This window comes from Streptomyces sp. NPDC059718 (assembly GCF_042733315.1).
Lineage (GTDB): Bacteria > Actinomycetota > Actinomycetes > Streptomycetales > Streptomycetaceae > Actinacidiphila.
This window is the reverse complement of record NZ_JBHWGA010000012.1, coordinates 106,613-129,896: the sequence shown is the minus strand read 5'-3', so window position 1 is coordinate 129,896 and position 23,284 is coordinate 106,613. Positions and strand designations below refer to the sequence as shown.

At 72.1% G+C, this 23,284-nt stretch carries 23 protein-coding genes; 12 read left to right on the top strand and 11 right to left on the bottom strand.

The features are described from left to right. Nucleotides 1-450: 450 nt before the first annotated feature. The 3 genes from ACFV3E_RS16320 to ACFV3E_RS16310 all read left to right on the top strand — a co-directional run bounded on the left by ACFV3E_RS16320 (nt 451) and on the right by ACFV3E_RS16310 (nt 4,102). Complete coding sequence (locus ACFV3E_RS16320) at nt 451-2,259, top strand: DEAD/DEAH box helicase (protein ID WP_500535265.1); 1,809 nt, start codon at nt 451-453, stop codon at nt 2,257-2,259. Nucleotides 2,260-2,588: 329 nt separating this feature from the next. Beyond that, nucleotides 2,589-3,254 carry an IclR family transcriptional regulator gene (locus tag ACFV3E_RS16315; RefSeq protein WP_500535264.1) on the top strand — a complete coding sequence of 222 codons (666 nt, stop codon included), beginning with the start codon at nt 2,589-2,591 and terminating at the stop codon, nt 3,252-3,254. A gap of 59 nt (nt 3,255-3,313) precedes the next feature. Next, on the top strand, nt 3,314-4,102 hold the full coding sequence (locus tag ACFV3E_RS16310; RefSeq protein WP_500535263.1) for a S16 family serine protease: 789 nt from the start codon (nt 3,314-3,316) through the stop codon (nt 4,100-4,102). 7 nt (nt 4,103-4,109) lie between these two features. Here the strand turns inward: ACFV3E_RS16310 and ACFV3E_RS16305 are convergent, their stop codons facing one another. The 7 genes from ACFV3E_RS16305 to ACFV3E_RS16275 form a co-directional block, all read right to left on the bottom strand. After that, the gene (locus tag ACFV3E_RS16305; RefSeq protein ID WP_500535262.1) at nt 4,110-5,399 is read right to left on the bottom strand and encodes an MFS transporter; all 1,290 of its coding nucleotides are present in this window, start codon (nt 5,397-5,399) and stop codon (nt 4,110-4,112) included. 24 nt (nt 5,400-5,423) lie between these two features. Then, nucleotides 5,424-6,050 carry an ArsR/SmtB family transcription factor gene (locus ACFV3E_RS16300; protein ID WP_500535261.1) on the bottom strand — a complete coding sequence of 209 codons (627 nt, stop codon included), beginning with the start codon at nt 6,048-6,050 and terminating at the stop codon, nt 5,424-5,426. A gap of 92 nt (nt 6,051-6,142) precedes the next feature. Beyond that, the gene (locus tag ACFV3E_RS16295) at nt 6,143-7,114 is read right to left on the bottom strand and encodes a glycine betaine ABC transporter substrate-binding protein (RefSeq protein ID WP_500535260.1); all 972 of its coding nucleotides are present in this window, start codon (nt 7,112-7,114) and stop codon (nt 6,143-6,145) included. Then, complete coding sequence (locus tag ACFV3E_RS16290; protein ID WP_500535259.1) at nt 7,114-8,007, bottom strand: ABC transporter permease; 894 nt, start codon at nt 8,005-8,007, stop codon at nt 7,114-7,116. The genes ACFV3E_RS16295 and ACFV3E_RS16290 overlap by 1 nt, the downstream gene beginning before the upstream one ends. After that, complete coding sequence (locus tag ACFV3E_RS16285; protein WP_500535258.1) at nt 8,004-9,245, bottom strand: betaine/proline/choline family ABC transporter ATP-binding protein; 1,242 nt, start codon at nt 9,243-9,245, stop codon at nt 8,004-8,006. The genes ACFV3E_RS16290 and ACFV3E_RS16285 overlap by 4 nt, the downstream gene beginning before the upstream one ends. Next, complete coding sequence (locus ACFV3E_RS16280) at nt 9,238-9,885, bottom strand: ABC transporter permease (protein ID WP_499512097.1); 648 nt, start codon at nt 9,883-9,885, stop codon at nt 9,238-9,240. Before ACFV3E_RS16280 ends, ACFV3E_RS16285 begins: the two co-directional genes overlap by 8 nt. Nucleotides 9,886-9,911: 26 nt before the next feature. After that, nucleotides 9,912-10,388, bottom strand: a complete 477-nt coding sequence (locus tag ACFV3E_RS16275) for an Lrp/AsnC family transcriptional regulator (protein WP_499512096.1) — start codon at nt 10,386-10,388, stop codon at nt 9,912-9,914. Between the two features lie 133 nt (nt 10,389-10,521). On the opposite strand from ACFV3E_RS16275, the gene hppD reads away from it, so the two are divergent. The 3 genes from hppD (at nt 10,522) to ACFV3E_RS16260 (ending at nt 13,616) form a co-directional block, all read left to right on the top strand. Next, entirely contained in the window at nt 10,522-11,667 is a 1,146-nt protein-coding gene (hppD, locus tag ACFV3E_RS16270) for a 4-hydroxyphenylpyruvate dioxygenase (protein WP_500535257.1), read from the top strand. Nucleotides 11,668-12,008: 341 nt separating this feature from the next. Further along, nucleotides 12,009-12,194 (top strand): hypothetical protein, encoded by a 186-nt coding sequence (locus ACFV3E_RS16265; RefSeq protein WP_500535256.1) that lies wholly within the window; start codon nt 12,009-12,011, stop codon nt 12,192-12,194. Between the two features lie 54 nt (nt 12,195-12,248). Continuing rightward, a complete protein-coding gene (locus ACFV3E_RS16260) occupies nt 12,249-13,616 on the top strand; it encodes an FAD-binding oxidoreductase (protein ID WP_499512094.1) in 1,368 nt (455 codons plus the stop codon). 62 nt (nt 13,617-13,678) lie between these two features. Here ACFV3E_RS16260 and ACFV3E_RS16255 read toward each other — a convergent pair whose 3' ends face one another. After that, nucleotides 13,679-14,164 (bottom strand): SsgA family sporulation/cell division regulator, encoded by a 486-nt coding sequence (locus ACFV3E_RS16255; RefSeq protein WP_500330046.1) that lies wholly within the window; start codon nt 14,162-14,164, stop codon nt 13,679-13,681. 459 nt (nt 14,165-14,623) lie between these two features. Here ACFV3E_RS16255 and ACFV3E_RS16250 point away from each other — a divergent pair, with 459 nt between their 5' ends. The 3 genes from ACFV3E_RS16250 (at nt 14,624) to ACFV3E_RS16240 (ending at nt 17,384) form a co-directional block, all read left to right on the top strand. Then, nucleotides 14,624-15,922: an RDD family protein gene (locus tag ACFV3E_RS16250; protein ID WP_500535255.1), complete on the top strand. Its 1,299-nt coding sequence runs from the start codon at nt 14,624-14,626 to the stop codon at nt 15,920-15,922. 56 nt (nt 15,923-15,978) lie between these two features. After that, nucleotides 15,979-16,668: an RDD family protein gene (locus ACFV3E_RS16245; RefSeq protein WP_500535254.1), complete on the top strand. Its 690-nt coding sequence runs from the start codon at nt 15,979-15,981 to the stop codon at nt 16,666-16,668. 80 nt (nt 16,669-16,748) lie between these two features. After that, nucleotides 16,749-17,384 (top strand): RDD family protein, encoded by a 636-nt coding sequence (locus tag ACFV3E_RS16240; protein ID WP_499512090.1) that lies wholly within the window; start codon nt 16,749-16,751, stop codon nt 17,382-17,384. Nucleotides 17,385-17,460: 76 nt separating this feature from the next. Here the strand turns inward: ACFV3E_RS16240 and ACFV3E_RS16235 are convergent, their stop codons facing one another. Further along, complete coding sequence (locus ACFV3E_RS16235; RefSeq protein WP_500535253.1) at nt 17,461-17,742, bottom strand: hypothetical protein; 282 nt, start codon at nt 17,740-17,742, stop codon at nt 17,461-17,463. Nucleotides 17,743-18,097: 355 nt separating this feature from the next. Between ACFV3E_RS16235 and ACFV3E_RS16230 the strand changes: the two genes are divergently transcribed. Continuing rightward, on the top strand, nt 18,098-20,419 hold the full coding sequence (locus ACFV3E_RS16230; RefSeq protein WP_500535252.1) for an immune inhibitor A domain-containing protein: 2,322 nt from the start codon (nt 18,098-18,100) through the stop codon (nt 20,417-20,419). Between the two features lie 75 nt (nt 20,420-20,494). Beyond that, nucleotides 20,495-20,812, top strand: coding sequence for a hypothetical protein (locus tag ACFV3E_RS16225; protein WP_500369212.1), 318 nt, complete (start codon nt 20,495-20,497; stop codon nt 20,810-20,812). A 57-nt stretch (nt 20,813-20,869) separates the two neighbouring features. Here the strand turns inward: ACFV3E_RS16225 and ACFV3E_RS16220 are convergent, their stop codons facing one another. Then, nucleotides 20,870-21,466: an isochorismatase family protein gene (locus tag ACFV3E_RS16220; protein ID WP_500535251.1), complete on the bottom strand. Its 597-nt coding sequence runs from the start codon at nt 21,464-21,466 to the stop codon at nt 20,870-20,872. Between the two features lie 78 nt (nt 21,467-21,544). Then, entirely contained in the window at nt 21,545-22,879 is a 1,335-nt protein-coding gene (locus ACFV3E_RS16215; RefSeq protein ID WP_500535250.1) for a nicotinate phosphoribosyltransferase, read from the bottom strand. 84 nt (nt 22,880-22,963) lie between these two features. Here ACFV3E_RS16215 and clpS point away from each other — a divergent pair, with 84 nt between their 5' ends. After that, nucleotides 22,964-23,275 (top strand): ATP-dependent Clp protease adapter ClpS, encoded by a 312-nt coding sequence (gene clpS / locus ACFV3E_RS16210; RefSeq protein ID WP_475987602.1) that lies wholly within the window; start codon nt 22,964-22,966, stop codon nt 23,273-23,275. Nucleotides 23,276-23,284 lie beyond the last annotated feature (9 nt).

Sequence of the window (23,284 nt, the reverse complement as noted above, 5' to 3'; positions counted from 1 at the left end):
TTCGGCCGGGGGGACCCCCATGGGGGCACCCCGCCACACCCCCTCCAGTCGTATGGGCGGCTGACGGCCGGACGGGTTCAGAGAGCGGTCCGGGGTGGCCGCAAGTGCCTACTGACCCCCCACCGGCCGTCGTGCGCCGCGACATCGGGAGGGGGTGTGGCGGGGTGCGCCCGGAAGCGACGAGCGGCGGACCCGGGTGCCGAACGACGCGGGGGTAAACCGCGAGCGCTGAGGACGTGCGCCGGCGCGGCACCGACCCCACGCCAACAGAGCGCAGGCCCGCACTGACCGCGCCGGGCAATCGGGCGGGAGGGTGGGGGAGAAACCGCAACAGCAACAAACGCGGCGCCGCACACGACAACCGGCCCCCACAGAACGTGCCGCACACGAGCCCGCGCCGCGCGCCAGTAGGCTGTGACGGTTGTCGTACCCGACCCGTCACCGGAGACCGTGACTACCACCGCCCCGCACAGCGCAAGCAACTCGCACTCGCACCACCTGTCGCCCGCCTTCCCCGGCCGCGCCCCCTGGGGCACGGCCGGCAAGCTGCGCGCCTGGCAGCAGGGTGCCCTGGACCGTTACGTCGCGACGCAGCCGCGTGACTTCCTGGCCGTCGCGACGCCCGGCGCAGGCAAGACGACGTTCGCGCTCACCCTGGCCTCGTACCTGCTCCACAACCACCTCGTGCAGCAGATCACCGTCGTCGCCCCCACCGAGCACCTGAAGAAGCAGTGGGCGGAGGCGGCGGCCCGGATAGGCATCAAGCTGGACCCGGAGTACAGCGCGGGGCCGGTCGGCAAGGAGTACCACGGGGTCGCGGTGACCTACGCGGGCGTCGGCGTGCGGCCGATGCTGCACCGCAACCGCTGCGAGCAGCGCAAGACGCTGGTGATCCTGGACGAGATCCACCACGCGGGCGACAGCCGGTCCTGGGGCGAGGCGTGCCTGGAGGCGTTCGAGCCGGCGGCCAGGCGGCTGGCGCTGACCGGGACGCCGTTCAGGTCGGACACGAACCCGATCCCGTTCGTGACGTACGAGGAGGGCAACGACGGCATCCGCCGGTCCTCCGCCGACTACACCTACGGCTACGGCAACGCGCTCGCCGACCACGTCGTGCGCCCTGTGATCTTCCTCTCCTACAGCGGCAACATGCGCTGGCGCACGAAGGCCGGCGACGAGATCTCCGCACGGCTCGGCGAGCCGATGACCAGGGACGCGATCGGCCAGGCCTGGCGGACCGCGCTGGCGCCGACCGGCGAGTGGATCCCGAACGTGCTGCGCGCCGCCGACCAGCGGCTGACCGAGGTCCGCAAGTCCATCCCGGACGCCGGCGCCCTGGTGATCGCCACCGACCAGGACTCGGCCCGCGCGTACGCCAAGCTGATCCGGGAGATCACCGGGCACAAGGCGACCGTGGTGCTCTCCGACGACACCGGGGCGTCCTCGCGGATCGAGGAGTTCAGCGCGAGCGACGACCGCTGGATGGTGGCGGTCCGCATGGTGTCGGAGGGCGTGGACGTCCCGCGGCTGGCCGTCGGGGTCTACGCGACGACGATCTCCACCCCGTTGTTCTTCGCACAGGCGGTGGGCCGCTTCGTGCGGTCCCGCCGCCGCGGCGAGACGGCCTCCGTCTTCCTGCCGACCATCCCCATGCTGCTGGAATTCGCGGGCGAGATGGAGGTGGAGCGGGACCACGCCCTCGACAAGCCCAAGAAGGAGGGCGAGGAGGACCCGTACGCGGAGTCCGAGAAGGAGCTGGAGGAGGCCGAGAAGCAGCAGGACGAGGACACCGGCGAGCAGGACATGCTGCCCTTCGAGGCGCTGGAGTCCGACGCCGTCTTCGACCGGGTGCTGTACGACGGCGCCGAGTTCGGCATGCAGGCGCACCCGGGCAGCGAGGAGGAGCAGGACTACCTGGGCATTCCGGGCCTCCTCGAGCCGGACCAGGTGGAGTTGCTGCTGCAGAAGCGGCAGGCCCGGCAGATCGCGCACAGCCGGAAGAAGCCGGACAGCGAGGCGGACCTGCTGGAACTGCCCGCCGAGCGGCGGCCGATCGTCACGCACAAGGAGCTGCTGGAGCTGCGGAAGCGGCTGAACACGATGGTCGCCGCGTACAACCACCAGAGCGGCAAGCCGCACGGCGTCATCCACAACGAGCTGCGCCGGGTGTGCGGCGGACCGCCGAGCGCGGAGGCGACGGCGGGGCAGCTCAACGAACGCATCAAGAAGGTCCAGGAGTGGGCGACGCGGATGCGCTGAGCGGCGGCCGTCCGCTCATCCGCGGTGCCCGCGCCGGGTGCTGATGGTACGTCAGTGGCGCTGTGAATCTTGCGGTGCGAGAGGTGATTCCGCGGAAGATTTACGTCGTGCGCCCCCGCTGCCCCGGTCACGTGACCGGATTGTGGACGAAGTCTTCCGCTGAGCGGTACGCATCGCTACCGTTCCGGTCACGCAACGCGCCGTGGCAGAGCAGCCTCGGGGCGCCAGCCGGTACCGCCAGACCGGTGGCCTCTCCGCGCTCTGCCGCGGGACCGGCAGTGCTCCCGCCGTGAGAGATGAGCCGCCACTCACACGAGAGGGGGGGCGTCGTGACCGCGGAGACCTCTCAGACGCTCGATCGGGGCCTGCGGGTCCTGAAGCTGTTGGCCGACACCGACCACGGACTGACCGTCACGGAGCTGGCGGTGAAGCTGGGCGTCAACCGTACGGTGGTCTACCGCCTCCTGGCCACGCTGGAGCAGCACTCCCTGGTCCGCCGGGACCTCGGCGGCCGCGCCCGGGTCGGGCTCGGCGTGCTGCGGCTGGCGCACCAGGTGCACCCGCTGCTGCGCGAGGCCGCGCTCCCCGCCCTGCGCTCCCTCGCCGAGGACATCGGCGCCACCGCCCACCTCACCCTGGTCGACGGCACCGAGGCGCTGGCCGTGGCGGTCGTCGAGCCGAGCTGGACCGACTACCACGTCGCCTACCGGACCGGTTTCCGGCACTCCCTCGACCGCGGCGCCGCGGGCCGGGCGATCCTCGCCGGGCGCAGCGTGCAGCCGTACGAGCCCGATGCACGGTGTTCCGAGGGCCCCGGGTACGTGCTGACCCACGGCGAGCTGGAGGCCGGGGCGAGCGGCGCGGCGGCCCCGCTGGTGGGGGTGCCGGGCATCGAGGGCAGCGTGGGCGTGGTGATGCTCGCCGACGCGATACCCGAACGGGTGGGTCCCCGGGTCGTGGAGGCGGCGCTGGAGGTCGCCGACGCCTTGCGCTAGCGGCCGTGGCGCCCCGGGCCCCGGCACGCCGGGCCGCCGCCGTGAACTACATTCACCCCATGCCTTTCGTCTCCGCCCGGAACCGGATCCTCGCCGTCTGCGCCGCGCTCGTGGCCGCGCTGCTGGCGGTGGCCCTGTTCGCGCCGCTGCCGATCTCGATCGTCGTGCCGGGGCTGACGGCCGACGTCCTCGGCGACGACCAGGGCAAGCCGGTGATCACGATCTCCGGGACCGGGACCCGCGACACCTCGGGGCAGCTGCGGATGACGACCATCGCGGCGACGAACCCGGACGCGGCCGTCCGCTTCGGTGACGTCCTCAAGGCCTGGTTCGCCGCGGACCAGGCCGTGATGCCGCGCGACGCGGTCTACCCGACCGGCGGCACCGTCAAGGAGATCGAGCGGCACAACCAGGCGGAGATGACCGAGTCCCAGCAGGACGCCACCGCCGCGGCCCTGCGGCAGCTGCGGCTGTCCCCGTCGGACGTCAAGGTCACCCTCCACCTCGCGGACGTCGGCGGGCCCAGCGCGGGGCTGATGTTCAGCCTGGGCATCATCGACAAGATCGAGGGCAACGGCCGCGGCGGCGACCTCACCGGCGGCCGCAGGATCGCCGGTACGGGGACGATCACCGCCGGCGGAAAGGTCGGCCCGGTCGGCGGCGTCCCGCTCAAGGAGCAGGCCGCCCGGCGTGACGGCGCGACCGTCTTCCTCGTCCCGAAGGCCGAGTGCGCCGATGCCAGGGCCGAACTCCCCAAGGGGCTGCGCCTGGTGCCCGTCACCACCCTGGACGGCGCGATCGACGCCCTGGACGCCCTCGACAGCGGCGGCAAGGTCCCCAGCTGCTAGTGCGAGGTCATGTGCCCCGCCGGGCGTCCATGTGGCGCCAGGAGGGGAAGACCAGCGGGCACAGCGTCGCCAGGAAGTACGCCCCGCCGGTCAGCAGCAGCGCGCCGGCCAGGCCGATGCCGTCCACCAGGTAGCCCGCGGCGAGGCCGCCCACGGGGGTGGTGAGCAGCACCCCGGCGCCCAGGGTGCCCAGAGCGCGGGTGCGCAGCTCGTCCGGGATGTTCTCGAAGGTCACCGTCGCCAGGATCGGGTTGAGCGCCCCGGCCGCGATGCCGCCGGCCACCATGGTCACCGCCAGGGCACCCCATCCGGGTACCCATGCGGCGATGAGGAACCGGGGTGCGCCGCACAGCAGGAAGCACACCGTGTAGACCGGCCATCGCGGCAGGCGGTGGCCCACCGCGCCGTACAGCAGCGCCCCGGTGAGCGCGCCGGCCCCGAAGAGCCCGGACAGCAGGCCGAGTTGGACGGATCCGCCGAGTTCCCGGTCGGCGTGCACGGGCAGCAGCACCGAACTCCAGCCCGCGTCGAGGCCGTTGGTGACCATGACCATCAAGGTGATGGCGAGCAGCAGCCGGGAGCGGATCAGGAAGGCGTAGCCCTCGCGCAGTTCGGCCCGGTACGTACGCAGCGAGACCGGTGCCGCGTCCTTGGCGGGTTCGGCGCCGGGCAGCCCGCGGACGCCGAAGGCGATCAGCAGCGCGGAGACGGCGAAGGTCGCGGCGTCCAGCAGCAGCACCGCCTCCGCGCCCAGGACGGCGATGAGCACACCGCCGGCCGAGGCGCCGAGCATCCGGGCACCGCGTGAGGCGCCGTCGAAGTAGCCCGCGGCGCGCCCCAGTGGCGTCCCGGCCCGCTCGGCCAGCACGGGCAGCAGGACCTCGCGCGCGGTCTCGCCGGGGGCGTGGAAGAGCCCGCTGACGGCCATCAGCGCGCACAGTTGCCAGAAGCGCAGCACGCCCGCGAAGTGGAGCAGCGGGATCGCCACGACGGCCACCGCGCACACCGCGTCCGACAGGACCGAGGACCTGCGCCGTCCGAAGCGGTCGATGACCGGCCCCCCGACGAGCGCGGAGACGACGACCGGCAGGGTCGCGCAGAAGGCCGCAAGGCCCGCGCGGGCGGCGCTGCCGGTGGTCTGCAGCACGAACCACGGGACGGCGAGCACGGTGAGCGAATTGCCGCTGATCGACACGACGTTGGCGGCCAGCACCAGCCGCAGCGGCCGCGGATCGGGTACCGGCACGGGCCCGGTGGCCCGCTCGGTGCCGTCGGATATGCCGGTTCCGGTCTCCATGTGTGTCCCCCGTGGTCGGTGCGGTCAGTCGGCGGTGCGCGGAAAGGTGTGCAGGTGGACGCGGACGGGCACGGCGTCCTCGGTGTCCCCGGCGCCCTCGTGGTCCGAGGGGTGCTCGCCCTCCGAGGTGCGGTAGCGCTCCAGCACGGCGTGGAGTTCGTCGCGCAGGGCGCGGGCCCCGGCCGGGGTGAGCCGCAGGGCGAAGTCGCTGAGGTCGAAGCTGCGGCGCCACTCCGCGGACCAGTCGCCGACGGTGGCGAGCCAGGTCTCCAGCTCTGCGGCGTGGTGCGCGGCGACCTCGCGCCCGAACAGTCCGATGGCGGCACGCACTTCGGGGTCGGCGTGGCCGAGGAAGCCCCCGGCGTCGAAGTGCGTGCCGCGGTGGGCGGCCCTCCACCAGCGCTCGCGCGCGGTGCCGCGGTCCGGTTCCTCCTCGACGAAGCCGTACGCCGCCAGTTGCCGCAGGTGGTAGCTGGTGGCGCCGCTGGATTCGCCGAGCCGGGCCGCCAGGCCGGAGGCGGTGGCGGGGCCGTACTCGCGCAGCGCGGCGAGCAGCCGGATGCGCAGCGGGTGCGCGAGGCCGCGCAGGGTGCGCGGGTCGAGGCTGATGACGCCGGGGTCGGTCGCGTCGGCGGTGGGGTCGTCTGGCACGGTCCCACCGTAGAGGCTGCAAAGACTCCTTTGCAACGCTTTCTTTGCATGCATCGCCCGACGCGCTCACCCGACGCGCTCTCCCCGCGCGCTCACCCCGCCCTGATGAAGCCCTCCTTCACCAGCCACTCCTTGGCGACCTCGTGCGGGTCCTCGCCCTCCACGTCCACCTTCGCGTTGAGCTCCCGGCCGATGTCGGTGGTCAGCTTCTCCGACAGCGGGTCGAGCAGGGAGCGGATGGCCGGCCAGCGCTCCAGAGCCTCGCTGTTGACGACGGGGGCGGCGTCGTAGTTCGGGAAGAAGCGTTTGTCGTCCTCCATGACCTGCAGGTCCAGGGAGGCGATCCGGCCGTCGGTCGTGTAGACCTCGCCGAGCAGGCAGGAACCGGGCTTGGCGATCTGGGTGTAGATGATCCCGGTGTCCATCTTGCGGATGTTGCCGGAGGGCAGGTCCATGCCGTACGCCTTCTCCATGCCGGGCAGGCCGTCGTCCCGCGAGGCGAACTCGTTCTCCACGCAGAGGGTGACGGCTTTGGGGTCCCTCCTCGACAGGGCGGCCACGTCGGACAGGGTCCGCAGCCCGTACGGGCGGTTCTTGTCCCGGCTGATGGCGAGGGCGTAGGTGTTGTCCAGGGTGGACGGCCGCAGCCAGGTGATGCCGTTGCGCAGGTCGGCGTCGCGGACGGCCCGCCACTGCTCCATGGGGTCGGCGATGGGCTCGTCGTGGCCGAGGTAGGTGATCCAGGCGGTGCCCGTGTACTCGTACATGGCGTCCGCGGCACCGGACTTGACCGCCTCCCGCGCCCCGATGGAGCCCTGGATGTTGGTGCGGTCCAGCACCTCGGCGCCGGCCGCCTTGAAGACCAGGCCGATCATCGAGCCCAGGATGATCTGCTCGCTGAAGCTCTTGGACGTCACCGTCAGCGAGGCGCCCTTCAGCGGGAGACCCTGTCCCAGGGAGCCGGGGCGCACGTCGTCGACGAGCGGGCTGCCGCTCTTGAGCCCGCAGCCCGGGATGCAGGCGAGCAGCACCAGGAGGCCCGCGGCCAGGGCCGGGCGGCGCATCAGCCCGTGTCCAGACCGTGCGGCCGCAGCACCTGCTCGGCCAGCGACGCCAGCCAGTCCACCAGCAGGGCCAGCACCACGGTGAGCACCGAACCCAGCACGAGCACCGGCATGCGCTGGGTGACGATCCCGGTGGTGATGATGTCGCCGAGCCCGCCGCCGCCGACGAAGGTGGCGAGCGTGGCGGTGCCCACGTTGAGCACGAGCGCGGTGCGCACGCCGGCCAGGATCAGCGGTACCGCCAGCGGCAGTTCGATCCGGGACAGCGTCCCGGCCGCCGACATCCCGATGCCGCGCGAGGCCTCGATCAGGGTGGGGTCGATGGCCCGCAGCCCGGCCATGGTGTTGGACAGCACCGGCAGCACCGCGTAGACCACCATGCCGATCAGCGCCGTGCGCGGCCCGATGCCCAGCCAGATGACCAGCAGCGCCAGCATCCCGATGGCGGGCGTCGCCTGCCCGATGTTGGCGATCGCCGTGACCACCGGGGCGGCCGGGCGCAGCCGCCGCCGGGTCAGCGCGATGCCGAGCGGGACGGCGATGACCAGCACCCAGAAGGTGGAGATCGCGGTCAGCTTGACGTGCTGCCACAGCCGCACCCTGACGGTGTCGCCGACGAGGGCGTTCTCGGCGATGGAGTCGAGGGTGATGCCGGTGATCCACAGATAGGTGGCCAGCAGGACGAGGGCCAGCACGACCGGGGTGACCAGCAGTCTCCGCCAGGTCAGCCGCCGGGCCGGCGGCTGACCGGCGGGCCCGGAGGGCCGGTCGCGGAGGCCCTCGCCGTCCGCGGGTTCCTCCGGACCGGCCGGGCCCTGCCCGGCCCCGGGAGCCGTCGCGGGCCCGCCCGTCCCGCCCGTCCCGCCCGGCGGTGCGCCGGTGGCGGGGCTCATGCCCGCGTCCCCGGTTCGTGGTCGGCGCCCTCCTGCTCGGCCCGGGTCTGCGGGGCGCGCAGCTCCTCCAGTTCGTGACGGTGCTCCAGGGCCGCCAGCCGGTCCTCCTCCAGCAGCTGGTGCACGGAGTTGAGCAGCGTCTCCATGTCCACCACCCCGGTGAACTCGCCGCGCCGCCCGGTCACCGCGACCCGTCCGCTGCTGTCGGTGAGCACCGCCTCCAGGGCGTCCCGCAGGGTCGCGTCCCGGGTCACCGTGTCGCCCACCAGCGTCCCGGCGCGGGCGAGCGAGCCCTTGGCGCGCATCAGGTCGCCGCGCCGCAGCCACTTGTAGGGGCGGCCCCTGCGGTCCAGCAGCAGCAGTTCGTTGGTCGTGGTCACCTCGCGCAGCCGGTCGAAGATCGACTGGAGAGGGTCGTCCAGGCGCACCGTCGGGAAGTCGGCGACGCCCACGTCCCGCACCCGGGTCAGGTTGAGCCGCTTCAGGGCGGCCCCGGCGCCCACGAACCCGGAGACGAAGTCGTCGGCCGGATTGGTCAGGATCGCCTCCGGGGTGTCGAACTGGGCGATGTGCGAGCGCTCCCGCAGCACCGCGATGCGGTCCCCGAGCTTGATCGCCTCGTCGAAGTCATGGGTGACGAAGACGATCGTCTTGTGCAGTTCGTGCTGCAGCCTGATCAGTTCGTCCTGGAGGTGGTCGCGGGTGATCGGGTCGACGGCGCCGAAGGGCTCGTCCATCAGCAGCACCGGGGGATCGGCCGCCAGCGCCCGCGCCACCCCGACGCGCTGCTGCTGACCGCCCGACAGCTGGCGCGGGTAGCGGCCCCGGAACTCCCGCGGGTCCAGCCCGACCAGGTCCAGCATCTCCTCGACGCGGTCCCGGACCCGCGCCCTGGACCAGCCCACCATCCGGGGGACGAGCCCGATGTTCTCGGCCACCGTCATGTGCGGGAACAGCCCGGAGGACTGGATCGCGTAGCCGATCTTGCGGCGCAGCTTCACCGGGTCCATGTGGGTGACGTCCTCGCCGCCGATGCGGATGCGGCCCGAGGTCGGCTCGATCAGCCGGTTGATCATCTTCAGGGTGGTGGACTTCCCGCACCCGGAGGGCCCGACGAAGATCACCGTCTCGCCGGCCCCGATCTCCATGCTCACGCCGTCCACGGCCGGTTCCGCGCTGCCCGGGTAGCGCTTGGTCAGCTGCTCCAGCTCGATGGTCGCGCCCGACGCCTCAGCCACGGATCCCCCGGGGGACGGTGAGCCGCCCGAGCAGCACGTAGCAGGCGTCGAAGAGCAGTGCCAGGACGACGATGCCGACCGTCCCGGCCAGCACCTGGTTGAGCGCGTTGGCGCCGCCCAGGGAGGCGATCCCGCGGAAGATCTCGTTGCCGAGCCCCGGCCCGGAGGCGTACGCCGCGATCGCCGCGATGCCCATCAGCATCTGCGTCGCCACCCTGATGCCGGTCAGGATCGGCGGCCACGCCAGCGGCAGCTCGACCCGCGCCAGGGCGGCCGTCCGCGACATCCCGATGCCGCGGGCCGCGTCGACCAGCGCCGGGTCGACCCCGCGCAGCCCCACGATCGCGTTGCGGACCACCGGCAGCAGCCCGTACAGCGTCAGCGCCGTCACCGTCGGGGGGACGCCGAGCCCCAGCCAGGGGATCAGCAGGCCGATCAGGGCCAGGGACGGGATGGTGAGGATCGTCGCGGTGGAGGTGACGGCCAGGGCCGCGGCCCAGTCGCGCCGGTAGGACAGGACCCCGATCGCCACCCCGATAGCGGTCGCCAGCACCATGCACTGGAAGACCAGGCTGGCCTGCTGGTACGCGTCGATCAGCAGCTGCTCGTGACGGCTGGCGAGGTACTCCCAGAAGCTCACCGGGCATCACCCCTGCCGTCGCTCGGCTACGTGTCCGCGTCCTGTGCCGCCTGCTCGACCAGCGGGATGATCCGCAACGGGACCGGGTTCTCCATGACGATCGCCGTGGAGGCCCGCACGATGCCATCAAAGCCCACAACCCGGTCGATCACACGTTGGAGATCGGCGTTCGAGCGGGCCACCAGCCGGCACAGCATGTCCCCCTGCCCGGTCGTGGTGTGCAGCTCCAGGACCTCCGGGACGCCGGCCAAATGCGCCCGCACGTCCGGGCCTTGCCCCTGCTTGATCTCCAGCGTGGCGAACGCCGTCACCGGGTAGCCCAGCGCGGCCGGGTCGACCTGCGGTCCGAAGCCGCGGATCACCCCATTGGCCTGAAGGCGGTCCAGCCGTGCCTGCACGGTCCCGCGCGCCACTCCCAGGCGCCGCGAGGCCTCCAGCACGCCGATCCGCGGTTCCTCGGCGAGCAGCTTGATCAGCCGTCCGTCCAGCCGGTCGATCCCCATGACACCCCAGTCCCTCCTGTGACGGTGGTCACCGTGCACAGAATGCCGCCCGATTTCCGCAGTCTGCTGTACAGGTTGCCCAGTCGTTCTGCGAACTATTGCGCACCTTGAGGTGCCGGGCGAGGCTGCTGCCATGACTGAGACCCTGGATCACACTTCCCCCACCCCCGGCGACGCGGACCCGTTCCCGGTCAAGGGAATGGACGCGGTCGTCTTCGCGGTGGGCAACGCCAAGCAGGCCGCCCACTACTACTCGACCGCGTTCGGCATGAAGCGCGTGGCCTACTCCGGACCGGAGAACGGCAGCCGCGAGACCGCGTCCTACGTCCTGGAGTCCGGTAGCGCCCGCTTCGTCTTCACCTCCGTCGTCAGGGCGACCACCGACCACGGCCGCTTCCTGGAGGAGCACGTCGCCGCCCACGGCGACGGCGTCGTGGACCTGGCCCTGGAGGTGCCGGACGTCCGCGCCGCCTACGACTACGCCCTCGCCCACGGCGCCACCGGCCTGGAGGAGCCCCACGAGGTCGGCGACGAGTACGGCACCGTGGTGCTGGCCGCCATCGCCACCTACGGCCAGACCCGCCACACCCTGGTCGAGCGCGGCGCCTACAAGGGCCCGTACCTGCCCGGCTACGTCGCCGCCGAGCCGATCGTGGAGCCGCCGGCCAAGCGGTTCTTCCAGGCGATCGACCACTGCGTCGGCAACGTCGAGCTCGGCAAGATGAACGACTGGGTGACCTTCTACAACCGTGTCATGGGCTTCACCAACATGAAGGAGTTCGTCGGTGACGACATCGCCACCGAGTACTCGGCCCTGATGTCCAAGGTCGTCGCGGACGGCACGCTGAAGGTCAAGTTCCCCATCAACGAGCCCGCGATCGCCAAGAAGAAGTCCCAGATCGACGAGTACCTGGAGTTCTACGGCGGCCCCGGCGTCCAGCACATCGCCCTCGCCACCAACGACATCGTCGCCTCGGTCCGCGCCATGCGCGCCGCGGGCGTCGAGTTCCTCGACACGCCCGACTCCTACTACGACACCCTCGGCGAGTGGGTCGGCGACACCCGCGTCCCGATCGACACCCTGCGGGAGTTGAAGATCCTGGCAGACCGGGACGAAGACGGCTACCTGCTGCAGATCTTCACCAAGCCTGTCCAGGATCGCCCGACCGTCTTCTTCGAAATGATCGAGCGGCACGGTTCGATGGGCTTCGGCAAGGGCAACTTCAAGGCCCTCTTCGAAGCGATCGAGCGCGAGCAGGAGCGCCGCGGCAACCTCTGATCGCCACCGCCGCCGACTCCGGCGCCGGACCGTGCCCCCGCGGGGGAGGGCGCGGGCCGGCGCCGGTCGCCGTCAGAAGACGATCGTGAAGTGGCGCAGGGCCGTCAGAAACGCGTACGCGCCGAACGCCCACAGCGCCAGCGCCCCCAGCACCGCCCCCGTCGCGGCCCACAGCCCCGCGCGCGGCGGCCGCCGCAGCGCCCCGGGCGAGGGCGCCGATCACCACCCCGGCGGCCGGCAGGCCCGCGATGAGCAGGGCGGCGTTCTCCAGGGCGACCTTGGTGCGGTGGTTGCCCACCCAGTCCGTGGGGCTCTTGTGCTGCGCCGCGTCCGCCGCGCCCATGACCCACAGCACCACCGGCGGGGCGAGCAGCACGACCGCCCACACGCAGCGCACCACGATCCTCCGCCCGTGGCGCCGCCGCGCCTGTGCCGTGCCCCCGGGGTCCGTCGTGTCCGTCACGGCGGTCATCCTCGCCGCGCCCCCGCCCGCGCCACCATCCGTACGGATACTCGGAAAGCCGTGAGCCGCGCGGTGACGTGATCTTCCCCGGGCGGCGGCGCGGTGCGAAGCTGGACGCATGGGCGATCTCATCGACCGGCTGCGCGCCGGACTCCCCGACGGGGCCATCCTCGCCGATCCCGACGTCACCGCCTCGTACGCCAACGACATGGCCAGCTTCTGCCCGGCCGGGGCGCCCGCGGTGGTCGTCCTGCCGCGCACCGTGGAGCAGGTCCAGCACGTCATGCGGACCGCCACGGCGCTGCGGGTGCCCGTCGTGCCGCAGGGGGCCCGCACCGGCCTGTCGGGCGCCGCCAACGCCTCCGACGGCTGCATCGTGCTCTCCCTGACCAGGATGGACCGCATCCTGGAGATCGACCCCGTCGACCGGGTCGCCGTCGTCGAGCCGGGCGTCGTCAACGCCGCCCTCTCCCGTGCCGTCGCCGAGCGGGGCCTGTACTACCCGCCGGACCCCTCCAGCTGGGAGCAGTGCACCATCGGCGGCAACATCGGCACCGGCTCCGGCGGCCTGTGCTGCGTGAAGTACGGGGTCACCGCCGAGTACGTGCTCGGGCTGGAGGTCGTCCTGGCCGACGGACGGCTGCTGCGCACCGGCCGGCGCACCGCCAAGGGCGTCGCCGGCTACGACCTGACCCGGCTGTTCGTCGGCTCCGAGGGCAGCCTCGGCGTCGTCGTGCGGGCCGTACTGGCCCTCAAGCCCGCGCCGCCCGCCCAGTTGGCGCTGGTGGCGGAGTTCCCCTCGGCCGAGGCGGCCTGCGCGGCGGTCTGCGACATCATGACCGGCGGCCACGTGCCCTCGCTGCTGGAGCTGATGGACGGCACGACCGTGCGCGCGGTCAACGACATGACCAGCATGGGGCTGCCCGAGTCGACCGAGGCACTGCTGCTCGCCGCCTTCGACACCCCCGACCCGGCCGCCGACCTCGCCGCGGTGGGGGCGCTGTGCGCGGCCGCCGGGGCGACGCAGGTGGTGCCCGCCGAGGACGCGGCGGAGTCCGAAATGCTGCTGCAGGCACGGCGGATGGCGCTGCCCGCACTGGAGCGGGTCTCCACGGCCACGATGATCGACGACGTGTGCGTGCCGCGCGGCAGGCTCGCCGCGATGCTCGACGGGGTCGCGGCGATCGCCCGCAAGCACGACCTGACGATCGGCGTGTGCGCGCACGCCGGGGACGGCAACACCCACCCCGTGGTGTGCTTCGACGCCGCCGATCCCGAGGAGTCCGGCCGGGCCCGCGAGTCCTTCGACGAGATCATGGCGCTCGGCCTGGAGCTCGGCGGCACGATCACCGGGGAGCACGGCGTCGGCGTCCTGAAGAAGGAGTGGCTGGCCCGCGAACTCGGCCCGGTGGGCGTGGAGATGCAGCGCGGCGTCAAGGCCGTCTTCGACCCGCTCGGCATCCTCAACCCCGGCAAGGTGTTCTGAGCCCACGGCTGAGCCCACGTCTGCGGCCACGGCTGAGGCCACCCGGCCCGCGGGCCGTCGCCCTACGCGTCCGGCGGCTCGTCGGCGCCGTGCCAGGGGTCGGGCGTGCGGCGCTCGTCGCGCGCGCCCTCGCCGGCGGCCGGGGCCAGCAGCTCGTCCAGCCGCTCGTCCATGGCCAGGTGGTCCAGCTCCGTCCCCGGCGGCACCGCCCGCAGCGTGCGCTCCAGCCACGCCGCCACCGGGTGCGAGGACGCCTCCAGCAGGGCGGTGCCGTCCGGCGAGCTGAGCGCCATGCAGATCACGCTCCGCCCGTCCGTCTTGGTCGGCCAGATCCGTACGTCACCGTGCCCGCTCGGCCGGAACACCCCCTCGACCAGCAGCTCCCGGGCGAAGGTCCAGTTGACGGGGCAGTCGGAGCCGATGTGGAAGGTGATGTGCACGGCGAAGGGATCCTCCGCCCGGTAGGACAGCTTGGCCGGGACGGCGATGCTGCGCTCGGGCGACAGCACCAGGTGCATCTCCAGTTCCCGTTCGACCACGGTGTGCATCTCGTCGTCCTTTCCTCGGCGCGAAGGCCCCTGGCGGTGCTGCGCGGCGGGTGCTGCGCGGGGCCCGCACCGGGAGAGAGCGCATACGGCCTTCACCATTACGCGGGTTCCGGCGATCGGGAGGACTTTTCCCGAAGGCCCGGCACACGCGAGATGGATGCGGTACACACGGAACGTCGCCGTCCGCCCCGTCTTGGGTGCGTCCGGCCGTACGACGGCCCTCCCGTTCCCGCCCCCGCCGCGCCCACGGCTCCGCGGCGCGCACGTCCCCGTCCGTCCGAGGCGGTGTCAGTTCGGAAGCGTATCGGTTCGGTCGACGGGTTTTGCCCCGGAATACCGATCCTCGCCCAAGGATCGTTTCTTTCGTCCGCCCGCCGCGTTCTTCGTTAGTGTCGTCCCTTGCACGCCGGGGACGGCGGGCTGGTCCGAGCGTGTCGGTCATGAGGGGAGTTGTCTCGGATGACCTCCGGTAGCAGCGGCGGGAGTCTGCCCGGTCCCGGGTACTACCCGGACCCGTCCATCCCGGGCTACATCCGGTACTGGAACGGGTCCTCCTGGGTGCCAGGAACGAGCCGCCCCGCCCCGCAGCCCGGGGAGGACCTCGCGCCGCCGTCCGGTGCGGCCGTGGCAGCGGCCGGCCCCGCGCTGGCACCGCCGCCCGCGCCCCCGGTGCCGCAGACCCCGACGGCGGCGACGACGCCCTGGACCCCCGCGCTGGAGGAGTCCGGGCCGATGTTCCTGGACGAGGACCCGCGGGCGCCGAGGGCCGAACGCGGACCCGGCACCGGCACCTTCACCGGACTGCAGGCGCAGCCGCAGCCGCGCCCCGCGGAGCAGCCGCGGCAGGAGTCCCGTCCGGAACCCGCCCCGGAGCGGGCGTGGGCCGCCGACCCGGCCCGGCAGGACCCCGCGCCCCGCGTGTCGTGGGGCACGCCCGAGCGTGCGGAGCAGCCCGTCACGCCCGACCGGGCCCCGGCCCCCGCGCCGGCCCCCCTGCGGACCGCCGCCCCCGCCCCTGCCCCCGCTCCTTCGCCGGCCCCGGCCCCGGCCCCGGCTCCCGCGGCCGCCCGTGCGGCCGCCGCGGGCGCGGCCGGGACCACGGCGTCCGCGCCGACCGAGAGCGCCGTGCCGGGGCAGCAGCCCGCTCCCGTCCCGTGGGCGCAGCAGGTGCACGACCTGGCCCGTCAGGTCCCGCCGCAGGGCGGGGAGGCCGCCGCCCCCGCGTCATGGCGGCCTGCGGCCGACGACCCGTCGGCCCCCGCGCGGCGGCAGGCGCGCCCCGCGTCGCCGGGGAGGCGCCTGGTGGCCCGGCTGATCGACAGCGTGGTGATGGGCGCCGTCGTCGCGGCCGCCGCTCTGCCGCTGGGCACGGCGGCGTACGAGCACCTGCGCGACAAGGTGGACGCCGCGCGGCTGACCGGCGAGGAGGTGACGGTCTGGCTGATCGACGGCACGACGGGCGTGCAACTGGGCATCCTCGCCGCCGTCGCGCTCGTCACCGGACTGCTGTACGAGGTGCTGCCCACCGCCAAGTGGGGCCGCACCCTGGGCAAGAAGCTGCTCGGTATGCGCGTGGTGGACCTCGAGAGCCGGTACGAGCCGGGCTTCGGGCAGGCGCTGCTCCGCTGGCTCACCCACACGGTGCTGGACGCGCTCGTGATCGGCTTCCTCGGGCTGGCGTGGTGCCTGTTCGACCGGCCGTGGCGGCAGTGCTGGCACGACAAGGCGGCACGCACCTTCGTGGCCCGCGACAACTGACACCCGAACGGCCCCCGCCGGAGGCGCGGCCGAATCGTCCGGGTTTCACTCGGGGCATGAGCACCGACCAGCCCGAGGACCCGTTCGCCAAGCCGCCCCGGGAGCCGTCCGGGCCCGCGCAGCCGCCGCCCGGGCAGTCACCGCCGCCCGCGGAGCAGCCGCCGCCACCCGGGCAGCAGCCTTACCCGCCGCCCCCGTACCAGCCCCCGCCCGGTGGCGGCTCTCCCTACGACCAGCCGCCCCCGGGCTACGGCGGCGGCGACCCCTACGCCGGCGGCCCGTACGGGGCGGGCGAGCCCGACCCCCTGGCCGGGATGCCCCCGCTGGCGCACCGGGGGCGCAGGCTGCTCGCGCGCATCGTCGACGCGCTGATCATCGGCATCCCGGTCTACGGCCTCACCGGGCTGATCTGGGACTACGACTACAACGCCACCGGCGCGGTGTTCTCCCAGGGCGTCATCTACGCCGTGGTCTACCTGGCCTACCAGGTGTTCATGCTCACCCGGTCCGGGCAGAGCCTCGGCAAGAAGCTGCTCAAGGTGCGCGTGGGCATGCTCGCCGACGGCACCAATCCGACGACCCCGGCGGCGCTGAAGCGGGAGTCGGTCTACTCGCTGGTGCCGATCATCCCGTGCTGTGGTGAGATCTTCTGGATCATCGAAGTGCTCTGGTGCACCTGGGACAAGCCGTACCGTCAGTGCCTGCACGACAAAGCGGGGCAAACCGTGGTGGTTTCGGTGGAGTAAGGCACGCTGTGGGGTGATCGTCGCAGGGCCGTGACCCTCTCCGTCTATGCGCCGTCATGCCCGGCTGATTTACTCACTCCATGAGTTCGAATCAACCGCCCGGCTACGGTTACCCGCAGGGCGGCTCGGGGGGCCAGGACCCGTACGGGCAGAACCCGTACGGACAGCAGCCGCACCCCCAGGGCCAGAACCCTTACGACCAGCAGCCGTTCCCGCAGCAGCAGTCGCCCTACGCCTATCCGCAGCAGGGGCCCGGTTACGGCCAGATGCCGACGGACCCGGCCCTGGCGGGCATGCCCCCGCTGGCCGGCAGCGGCCAGCGCTTCCTCGCCCGGCTCATCGACGGCGGCATCTTCCTCGTCGCGCTCATCATCCTGATGGTCGCCACGAGCACTTCCTTCACGGACACCGGTGCGTTCCTCGGCATCGAGCTGCTCGTCTTCGCGGGCGCGTTCGCGTACGAGGGCCTGATGCTCCAGTCGACCGGTCAGACCATCGGCAAGAAGGTCATGAAGATCCGCGTCGCCAAGCTGGCCGACGGCAGCCCGCCCGGCAGTGCCGCCTGGGGCCGCGCGGCGGTCTACTCCTTCATCGGCATCGTGCCGTGCGTGGGCTCCATCCTGTCGCTGCTCAACGTCCTGTGGCACCTGTGGGACAAGCCGTACCGCCAGTGCTGGCACGACAAGGCGGCCAAGACCGTCGTCGTCCAGGCCTGACACCCGCACTGACGAAGACGACGGCCCCGGAGCGGATGCTCCGGGGCCGTCGGCGTGTTCTGCCGGGGGTGCGGGCTCAGCGCCGCAGCGAGTGCTCGCCCAGCCGGGATTCGGCGACGCCGCGGACGCGGGGCCGTGGCACCGGCTGCTGCGCGACGGGCAGTTCGCGCCTCGTGCGGCGCGTGCCGGCCGGGATCGCCGCCGTCACGGCGACCAGGACACCGAGCGTCAGTCCTGCCGCGGCGATGACCGCCACCGCGACGCCCGATCTCGCCTCGGAGAGCAGCAGCATCGCGAGGGTGGAGAGCACCACGGTCGCGGAACCGTAGGTCAGCTGGGCGGGGGTGGGACGTGGCATGGCTGATCCGTCCTCATATACGACGATTGTGGCGGAGCGTCGGCCAGGGCCGTCTTCCGGGTGGTTCAGACGTGGCACGCCAACCACCGACTCTACGGTGCGAGATGCCCGCACGGAACGCCTGGTAAGCGTGACCTAACCCACGGTACGGAAGCACGGGGGGCGCATGGGGTCGCATCGCGATCTTCCCGGCAGGCAACGAACCTGCGGCGAAATGGAGTTGCACAGGCCGATGTGTCCGCTATGCGCAACGGATCGGTCGCTCACCGTACTTGTCGGTCATGGCCAAGTCAAGATCTGTCTTTTCATCCGTCACTCCGGTGCAATGGCTTCACCCTAGGGAGGTCAATACATCGTGATAAGCCAACGACGGACCATCAGATCCGCCGCTCTGGCCGTGGCGATCGCCGCAATAGGCGCCACCGCCTTCCCCGTCGCGGCAGCCCAGGCCGACCCGCAGGCCGGTCGCGTCGTGCGGCACGACCCGGCGAAGGCGGAGCGCGTCGAGCACGATCTGAAGGGCCCGCTGAGCGAGCGCCAGTCCGCCCAGCGCCAGCAGGCGATCGAGCAGGTCATCTCGGGCAAGTCCAAGGTCGAGGACCGCGGTGCCTCGGACGTGGTCAAGCTCGGCAAGAACAAGTACGTCGAACTCGGGCGCGAGAAGACCGACAAGATCTTCGTGATCCTCGCCGAGTTCGGGACCAAGACCGACCCGCAGTACGGCGGTACGGCCGGTCCCGCGCACAACCAGATAGCCAAGCCCGACCGCCGCAAGGACAACAGCACGGCGTGGCAGGCCGACTACAACAGCAAGCACTTCCAGGACCTGTACTTCTCCAAGGCCTCCGGCAAGGAGTCGATGGCGAAGTACTACGAGAAGCAGTCCTCAGGCCGCTACTCGGTCGCCGGCGAGGTCGCCGACTGGGTCAAGGTCGACTGGAACGAGGCCCGGTACGGCAGCAACAAGTGCGACACCTGCACCTGGAACCTCGTCGCGGACGCGGTGAACAAGTGGGTCGACGCGCGCAAGGCCGCCGGTGACTCCGCCGCCACGATCAAGGCGAAGCTGGCCGAGTACGACCAGTGGGACCGCTACGACTACGACGGCGACGGCAACTTCAACGAGCCCGACGGCTACATCGACCACTTCCAGATCGTGCACGCCGGTGAGGACGAGTCCGCCGGCGGCGGCGCCCAGGGCGAGGACGCGATCTGGGCCCACCGCTGGTACGCGTTCGGCACCGACGCCGGCGCCACCGGCCCGGCGGGCAACCTGCTCGGTGGCACCCAGATCGGCGACACCGGCGTCTGGGTCGGCGACTACACCGTCCAGCCGGAGAACGGCGGCCTCGGGGTCTTCGCCCACGAGTTCGGTCACGACCTCGGTCTGCCGGACCACTACGACACCACCAACACCGCCGAGAACTCCACCGGCTTCTGGACGCTGATGTCGTCCGGTTCCTGGCTCGGCACCGGCAAGGACACCATCGGCGACCTGCCCGGCGACATGACCGCCTGGGACAAGCTGCAGCTGGGCTGGCTGAACTACAGCACCGCCAAGGCCGGCAAGGTCGGGATCAGCACCCTCGGCGTCGCGGAGTACAACACCGCGAGGAAGCAGGGCCTGGTCGTCACACTGCCGAAGAAGACCGTGACCACCGAACTGGCGACCCCGGCCGAGGGCGCGAAGCAGTGGTGGAGCGGCAGCGGTGACAACCTGAGCAACACCCTCACCCGTGACGTCGACCTCACGGGCAAGACCTCGGCGAGCCTGTCCCTCAAGGGCTGGTACGACATCGAGGAGAACTACGACTACCTCTACACCGAGGTGTCCACCGACGGCGGCGCCAACTGGAAGGCGATCGACGGCACCATCGGCGGCGCCCCGCTCCCGCGCGACGCCAGCGACAAGCCGGCCCTGACCGGCACCGCGGCCTCCTACCAGGACATGGTGCTCCCGCTGGACGCCTACGCGGGCACGTCGTTCAAGCTCCGCTTCCGCTACCAGTCCGACGGCGGCGTGGCCCAGAAGGGCTTCCTCGCCGACGCGATCACCCTGACCGCCGACGGCGCGACCGTGTTCAGCGACGGCGCCGAGGCCGGTGACAACGGCTGGACCGCGAACGGCTTCACGGTCAAGGGCTCCACGTTCTCCGAGGACTACGCGCAGTACTACATCGCGGAGAACCGGCAGTACGTCAGTTACGACAAGACCCTGAAGGTCGGCCCCTACAACTTCGGCTGGGGCACCACCAAGGAGAACTGGGTCGAGCACTACGCGTACCAGAACGGCCTGCTGATCTGGCTGTGGGACACCTCGATGAACGACAACAACGTCAGCGCGCACCCGGGCGCCGGTCGGATCCTGCCGATCGACGCCCACCCCAAGGCGCTGAAGTGGAGTGACGGCACGCTGCAGCGCAACCGCGTGCAGTCCTACGACTCCACGTTCACCAAGGCCCGCACCGACGCCATCACCCTGCACAAGAACGGCGTCGCCACCAAGCTCCCGAGCCTGCCCGGCAACACGGTCTTCGACGACAAGAACTCCTACTGGTCCTCGGAGAACCCCACGGGCAGCGTGAAGGTGGCCCCGAGCAACACCAGCATCACGATCCTCCACGAGGCCCGGGACGGCAGCACCATCACCGTCCGCGTCGGTCCCTCCAAGAAGTGATCACGCACCGCACGAAGTGACCTGATCGGCCCCCGTCCCCTGGTGGACGGGGGCCGATCTGCCGATCATGTGCTTATGGCCAGCGGCGGTTTCACCAGGCTTCCGAGCGGCGACGTCGTCGTGGCCCTCCGGTTGCCCTCGCCCGGCGGGGCCCCGGACGAGTACATCAGGGTGCTCGTCGTCTCGGCCAACCGCCAGCGCGCGCTGACCCGCCTGCGGAACCTGGGCTTCCGTACCGTCCGTCTCGTCGGCAACATGGAGCCCCCCACGTCCGACGAGATCAACGCCGTCCTCCACCACCCCGACGGCCTCGTCTGGCGCCGCATCCCCTCGGCCCCCGCCGCCGCCTGGCAGTCCATCGCGGCGCTGCTGGGCCCGACGGTGCGCCGCTGAACCCGGGGCGCCGAACCCGGGGCGCGGCCCCGGGGGCCGTCCTCCCGCTACCGGCCGTCAGGCCCGTTCGCGGACGACCGGCTTGCCGGACAGCTCGGCGCCGGCGGAGCGCAATTCCTCCAGTGCCCGCTCGGTCGTCCTCGCCATGACGCCCGCCGTCAGGTCGAGCAGCACCCGGGTGCGGAAGCCCTCCCGCACGGCGTCCAGCGCGGTCGCCCGCACGCAGTGGTCGGTGGCGATGCCGACCACGTCGACCTCCGCCACCCCGCGCTCGCGCAGCCACCGGGCCAGCCCGGTGCCGTTCTCGTCGGCACCCTCGAAGCCGCTGTACGCGCCCGCGTACGCGCCCTTGTCGAAGACCGCCTCCACCGCGCCCGAGGCGACCGCCGGAGCGAAGTTGGGGTGGAAACCGACGCCCTCGGTGCCGGCGGCGCAGTGCACCGGCCAGGTGTGGACGTAGTCGGGGTGGTCGGAGAAGTGGTCGCCGGGGGAGACGTGGTGGTCGCGGGTGGCCACGACGTGCCGGTAGCCGGCCGTGGCGTCCCCGATGAGGTCGGTGATGGCGGCGGCGACCTCGGAGCCGCCGGCGACCGCCAGGCTGCCGCCCTCGCAGAAGTCGTTCTGCACGTCCACGACGATCAGTGCGCGGTGCATGGTGGTCGGTCCCTTCCGGTCGCTGTCGTTTCGACTGTAGTGAGCGGCGGCCCTGCAGCGGCAGGGTGCCCCGGCGGATCAGTGGGTGATGTACTCGGTGTGCAGCGCCGGCTCGCCGCGCGACAGCTGGGTCGCGGACAGCGGCAGTGCGGCGCGCGCCTCGATGTGGCGGGTGCGGGCCGCGTCCAGCGGCTCCCGGTGCACGGTCTCGCCGCCCAGCACCAGCGGCGCCAGCAACTGCCGGTCCGCCAGCGGTCCCGGGACCGGTCCGGTGCCGATCACCTCGGCCTCGGCGACCCCGTCGGCGTCCAGCCGCCGGGCGGCCCACTTGCGTCCGCCGATGCTGGTCTTGCCGCCCATGGACTTCTTGGCGACCGGCACCAGGGGCGCGTCGGAGTCGTCGGAGGTGGCCCGGGCGACCAGCTTGTAGACCATCGAGCAGGTCGGATGCCCGCTGCCGGTCACCAGGGAGGTGCCGACCCCGTACGCGTCGACCGGCGCCGCGGCCAGCGAGGCGATCGCGTACTCGTCCAGGTCCGAGGTCACCACGATCCGGGTGTCCTTCGCCCCGAGGTCGTCCAGCTGCTGCCGCACCCGGTGGGCGAGCAGCAGCAGGTCCCCGGAGTCGATGCGGACCGCGCCGAGCTCGGGCCCGGCGATCTCCACGGCGGCCCGGACGGCCGTCGCCACGTCGAAGGTGTCGACCAGCAAGGTGGTGCCCCGGCCGAGCGACTCGACCTGGGCGGTGAAGGCGTCCCGCTCGTCGTCGTGGAGCAGGGTGAAGGCGTGCGCGCTGGTGCCGATGGTCGGCAGGCCGTAGCGGAACCCTGCGGCGAGGTTGCTGGAGGAGGCGAAGCCCCCGACGTAGGCGGCGCGGGAGGCCGCCACCGCCGCCAGTTCGTGGGTGCGGCGGGCACCCATCTCCATCAGCGGGCGGCCCCCGGCCGCCACGGCCATCCGGGAGGCGGCGGCCGCGATCGCGGAGTCGTGGTTGAGGATCGACAGCACCACCGTCTCCAGCAGCACCGCCTCGGCGAAGGTGCCCTCGATCCGCATGACCGGCGAGCCGGGGAAGTACACCTCGCCCTCGGGGTAGCCGAGGACGTCGCCGCGGAAGCGGTAGCCGGCCAGCCATTCCAGGGTGGGCGCGTCCACGACGCGCTCCCGTTCCAGGAAGGCCAGGATGCGGTCGTCGAAGCGGAAGTTCTCCACGGCGTCCAGTACGCGGCCGGTGCCGCACACCACCCCGTACCGGCGCCCCTCGGGCAGCCGGCGGGTGAACACCTCGAACACCGAACGCCGGTGGGCGGCGCCGCTGCGCAGCGCGGCCTGCAGCATGGTCAGCTCGTACCGGTCGGTGAACAGCGCGGTGGAGGGGACCGTTACGGGCAGCCCCAGGTCTGCAGTGCTCATGTCCGAGGATGCTACCCCCAAATCTCGTCAGAGTGACGATTTCTCGGAGGGCCGGTTTCCCTGTCGGCACGGTCTGGTGACAGCATGGGTCCCGTGAGTGTCGCCCCCGCAGAGATCGAACGGACCGAGTCGAGCGAGGCCCCCTTCGCGGTGCCGTCCCCGGACGTTCCATGGGTGACTGTCGTCCACAACGACCCGGTCAATCTGATGAGCTACGTGACCTACGTCTTCCAGGCGTACTTCGGCTATCCGAAGGACAAGGCCACCAAGCTCATGCTCGACGTGCACCACAAGGGCCGGGCCGTGGTCTCCAGCGGCACCCGCGAGGAGATGGAGCGCGACGTGCAGGCCATGCACGGCTACGGGCTGTGGGCCACCCTGACGCAGGACCGCTGAGGCCGCGAG

Bases quoted from the DNA above. Each gene is read 5' to 3' on its own strand.
- ACFV3E_RS16290 (WP_500535259.1), bottom strand. From the start codon at position 8,007: ATGAGCCCCGCCACCGGCGCACCGCCGGGCGGGACGGGCGGGACGGGC.
- ACFV3E_RS16310 (WP_500535263.1), top strand. From the start codon at position 3,314: ATGCCTTTCGTCTCCGCCCGGAACCGGATCCTCGCCGTCTGCGCCGCG.
- ACFV3E_RS16235 (WP_500535253.1), bottom strand. From the start codon at position 17,742: ATGCCACGTCCCACCCCCGCCCAGCTGACCTACGGTTCCGCGACCGTG.
- ACFV3E_RS16245 (WP_500535254.1), top strand. From the start codon at position 15,979: ATGAGCACCGACCAGCCCGAGGACCCGTTCGCCAAGCCGCCCCGGGAG.
- ACFV3E_RS16240 (WP_499512090.1), top strand. From the start codon at position 16,749: ATGAGTTCGAATCAACCGCCCGGCTACGGTTACCCGCAGGGCGGCTCG.
- ACFV3E_RS16260 (WP_499512094.1), top strand. From the start codon at position 12,249: ATGGGCGATCTCATCGACCGGCTGCGCGCCGGACTCCCCGACGGGGCC.
- ACFV3E_RS16305 (WP_500535262.1), bottom strand. From the start codon at position 5,399: ATGGAGACCGGAACCGGCATATCCGACGGCACCGAGCGGGCCACCGGG.
- ACFV3E_RS16225 (WP_500369212.1), top strand. From the start codon at position 20,495: ATGGCCAGCGGCGGTTTCACCAGGCTTCCGAGCGGCGACGTCGTCGTG.
- ACFV3E_RS16265 (WP_500535256.1), top strand. From the start codon at position 12,009: ATGACCCACAGCACCACCGGCGGGGCGAGCAGCACGACCGCCCACACG.
- ACFV3E_RS16220 (WP_500535251.1), bottom strand. From the start codon at position 21,466: ATGCACCGCGCACTGATCGTCGTGGACGTGCAGAACGACTTCTGCGAG.
- ACFV3E_RS16255 (WP_500330046.1), bottom strand. From the start codon at position 14,164: ATGCACACCGTGGTCGAACGGGAACTGGAGATGCACCTGGTGCTGTCG.
- hppD (WP_500535257.1), top strand. From the start codon at position 10,522: ATGACTGAGACCCTGGATCACACTTCCCCCACCCCCGGCGACGCGGAC.
- clpS (WP_475987602.1), top strand. From the start codon at position 22,964: ATGGGTCCCGTGAGTGTCGCCCCCGCAGAGATCGAACGGACCGAGTCG.
- ACFV3E_RS16295 (WP_500535260.1), bottom strand. From the start codon at position 7,114: ATGCGCCGCCCGGCCCTGGCCGCGGGCCTCCTGGTGCTGCTCGCCTGC.
- ACFV3E_RS16250 (WP_500535255.1), top strand. From the start codon at position 14,624: ATGACCTCCGGTAGCAGCGGCGGGAGTCTGCCCGGTCCCGGGTACTAC.
- ACFV3E_RS16275 (WP_499512096.1), bottom strand. From the start codon at position 10,388: ATGGGGATCGACCGGCTGGACGGACGGCTGATCAAGCTGCTCGCCGAG.
- ACFV3E_RS16215 (WP_500535250.1), bottom strand. From the start codon at position 22,879: ATGAGCACTGCAGACCTGGGGCTGCCCGTAACGGTCCCCTCCACCGCG.